Here is a 3,136-nt window from a genome sequence, read left to right on the forward strand (position 1 = left end):
CGCGCCGGCTGGCGCCCGGCGGGGCCGTCGTGATCGGCGGCGAGGTGAATTCGTCTGAGCTGCTGCGGGACCGGCTCCGGGTCGGCGGCGCGGACGCCGCCTACGTGTGCCGGGGCCGGGTCTGTGACATGCCGGTCACCACCGCCGAGGATCTCGCCACCGCACTGAGAGCGTCCGTGTAGCGTGCCGCTCATGAGTTTCGAGCCGGATGTACTGCAGGGTTTTGTCCAGCGCTATCTCGACACGGTGGTCAGCGGCAGCGCCGACGATGTGGCGGCGCTCTACGCCGAGGACGCCACCCTGGAAGATCCGGTCGGCGGTGGCGAGGTGCACATCGGACGGCAGGCCATCGCCGGGTTCTACAAGAATGTCTCGGGCGCCGAGATCACGACCGAATTGCTCAGCTTCCGCGCCGGTGGCCACGAGGCGGCGTTCGTCTTCGCGATCACGGTCGGCACGATGCGCATCGAACCCATCGAGGTCATGACGTTCGACGGCGACGGCCAGATCACGTCGATGAAGGCCTACTGGGGCCCGCAGAACATCACGCAGCTCTAGCCGCCGTCCCGGCGCGAGCGTGCGTGTCGGTGGGCCTGCGAGCGCACGAGCGTGCGCAAAGTAGGTCATTTCCCCGGCGAGTTGCCCGCAGACACGCACGTTCGCAGCTCGCGGGGGGCCTAGTAGACGGCGAACCACATCGCGATGTAATGGCAGATGGCCGCGACCGCGGTGCACGCGTGGAAGAACTCGTGGTGCCCGAACGTCGCGGGCCACGGGTTCGGCCACTTGAGCGCATAGAGCACCCCGCCGATGCTGTAGAGCGCGCCGCCGACGATCAGCAGCACCACCGCGGCCGTGCCGGCCCCGTGCATGATCGGGCCGATGAACCACACCGCGACCCAGCCCAACAGGATGTAGAGCGGCACCCCGAGCCAGCGCGGCGACGACGGCCAGAGCATCTTCAGCGCCACGCCCGCCAGCGCGCCGCCCCACACGATCCACAGCAGCACCATGCCGTCGCGTTCGGGCAGCGCCAGCAGCGCGAACGGGGTGTAGCTGCCCGCGATGAACAGGAAGATCATCGAATGGTCGGCGCGCTTCATCCATTTGCGCGCGGTGACCGACGTCCAGTTGACCCGGTGATAGACCCCGCTGACGGTGAACATCGCCACAATGGTCAGCGTGTAGATCAGCGTGGCGATCCCGGCGCGGGTGGACTGCGTCGCCCACGACACCGCCACCAGCGTCGCGCCGCAGAAGACCGCGATCACCGCCGAGTACACGTGGATCCAGCCCCGCAACCTCGGCCTGCCCAGGAACTGGGCGACGCCTTCGGCGACCGCTTCGGGAAGATCCTCGGGGTCCCGCGGGGAATCGGCGGTGTACCACGGTTCGAGGGATGTGGGCATGTCACCTCCGCTTGCGTGGGCTGGGTTTACCTCGCGCCACAGTAGTCTGAATGATCGTGGACCTTATTCCGCGGCGCCTCAAGGAGCCGATGTACCGGCTCTACGAGATGCGTCTGCGCCAGGGGCTCACGGCATCGCGCGCGGAACTACCCCGCCATATTGCCGTTCTGTGCGACGGCAACCGGCGATGGGCGCGTGAATTGGGTCACGACGACGTCAGCTTCGGCTACCGAGCGGGGGCCGGCAAGATCGCCGAGATGCTGCGCTGGTGCCAGGAGGCCGGCATCGAACTGGCCACGGTGTACCTGCTGTCCACGGAGAACCTGCAGCGTGACGACGACGAACTGGCCGCGCTGATCGAGATCATCACCGAGGTGGTCGAGGAGATCTGCGCGCCGGCCAACCGCTGGAGTGTCCGCACCGTCGGCGATCTGGAGCTGCTCGGTGAGGAACCGGCGCGCCGGCTGCGTGAGGCGGTCTCCTCGACGAGTGACACGGCCCCCGCGGGCTCCTTCCACGTGAACGTCGCCGTGGGTTACGGCGGACGCCAGGAGATCGTCGACGCGGTCCGCGCGCTGCTGAGCAAAGAACTGGCCAACGGCGTCACCGGCGACGGCCTGATCGAAGCGGTGACCGCCGAGGCGATCTCGGAGAACCTGTACACCTCCGGCCAGCCCGACCCCGATCTGGTGATCCGCACCTCGGGGGAGCAGCGGCTGTCGGGATTCCTGTTGTGGCAGAGCGCGTATTCGGAGATGTGGTTCACCGAGGCGTACTGGCCGGAGTTCCGCCGGGTGGACTTCCTGCGGGCGCTGCGCGACTACAGCGCCCGGCACCGGCGTTTCGGACGCTGACATGCTCGCCCTGTCGGCATCGGTGTTCGCACTGAGCTGGTGGCTGGGGCTGTATCTGCTCGCGCGCAATCCGCGCAAGGCCGTGCTGGTGCTGGCCGCGCTCGGACTGACCAGTTTCGCGCTCGTGGTGGCACTCGACGCCGTCCGCGTGGTCAGCGGCGCCGAGGTGCTCAGCCGCGTCGAGATCTACCTTGTCGCACTTCCCGGGATCGCGTGGTTCGCGGTGCTGCTGGAACTGTCGCGGCCGCGCGACACCTGGCGCAGCCGGGCCGGGGAGGCCGCGCTGGTCGCGTGCGTCGCGGTCGCCGCGTTCGCCGGGGCCGCGCTGGCCGGCGACGTCGAGGGTCCGCTGCGGCTCGGGCACTGGGTGATGTTCGCCGCGGTGTCGGTGCCGTCGCTGGGCCTGATGATCCAGACCACGGCCCGGCGGTCGCAGCCCCGCCCCGTGATCGGGTTCGTCGTGGTGGCCACGCTGTTCTTCGCGCTCGGCAACGCGATCCTGATCATCCCGCTGGGGCTGCTGCCCAGCTGGCTGGCGCTGGCGTCCACCGGTGTGGACGTCGCGCTGCTCGGTGTCGCCGTCGCGATCGGCGACGCATTCGACGAGGGCCAGGCGCTGCGCAAGGACATGCTGCGCTCGTTCGCAGGCACAGCCGTGGTCGCGGTCCTGTTCGGCGGGCAGTTGCTGATCGGTCTGGCCGTGGCGGGCCGGCACACCACGCTGGTCGTGCTGCTGTTCACCAGCCTGGCGGTGGCGATCGCGATCAACGTGCTGGCCGACCCGTTGGCCGGGCTGCTGGACCGGCTGGCGTTCTCCGGCTCACCGGGCCTGCGCGCCGACCGGGCCGCGCTGCGCGGCACCGAGGCGGCGCT

Annotated in this window: 4 protein-coding genes and 1 pseudogene; 4 read left to right on the forward strand and 1 reads right to left on the reverse strand. The window is 69.4% G+C overall.

The window, feature by feature from the left end:
* Positions 1–182: hypothetical protein (locus MVA01S_RS29245; protein WP_159426379.1), on the forward strand; the 182-nt coding region annotated here is incomplete at its 5' end.
* 10 nt (positions 183–192) lie between these two features.
* Positions 193–558, forward strand: coding sequence for a nuclear transport factor 2 family protein (locus tag MVA01S_RS29250; protein WP_003930159.1), 366 nt, complete (start codon positions 193–195; stop codon positions 556–558).
* A 119-nt stretch (positions 559–677) separates the two neighbouring features.
* Here the strand turns inward: MVA01S_RS29250 and trhA are convergent, their stop codons facing one another.
* Positions 678–1,409, reverse strand: a complete 732-nt coding sequence (trhA, locus tag MVA01S_RS29255; RefSeq protein ID WP_003930160.1) for a PAQR family membrane homeostasis protein TrhA — start codon at positions 1,407–1,409, stop codon at positions 678–680.
* Between the two features lie 56 nt (positions 1,410–1,465).
* Between trhA and MVA01S_RS29260 the strand changes: the two genes are divergently transcribed.
* Positions 1,466–2,263: a (2Z,6E)-farnesyl diphosphate synthase gene (locus tag MVA01S_RS29260; protein ID WP_003930161.1), complete on the forward strand. Its 798-nt coding sequence runs from the start codon at positions 1,466–1,468 to the stop codon at positions 2,261–2,263.
* Position 2,264: 1 nt separating this feature from the next.
* Positions 2,265–3,136: pseudogene (locus MVA01S_RS29265) on the forward strand (hypothetical protein); the annotation flags it as partial.

It is taken from the genome of Mycolicibacterium vaccae NBRC 14118 = CIP 105934 (genome assembly GCF_001552715.1).
Taxonomy (GTDB): domain Bacteria; phylum Actinomycetota; class Actinomycetes; order Mycobacteriales; family Mycobacteriaceae; genus Mycobacterium; species Mycobacterium vaccae.

Coding starts and splice junctions, on each gene's coding strand:
- MVA01S_RS29250 (WP_003930159.1), top strand. CDS start 193: ATGAGTTTCGAGCCGGATGTACTGCAGGGTTTTGTCCAGCGCTATCTC.
- trhA (WP_003930160.1), bottom strand. CDS start 1,409: ATGCCCACATCCCTCGAACCGTGGTACACCGCCGATTCCCCGCGGGAC.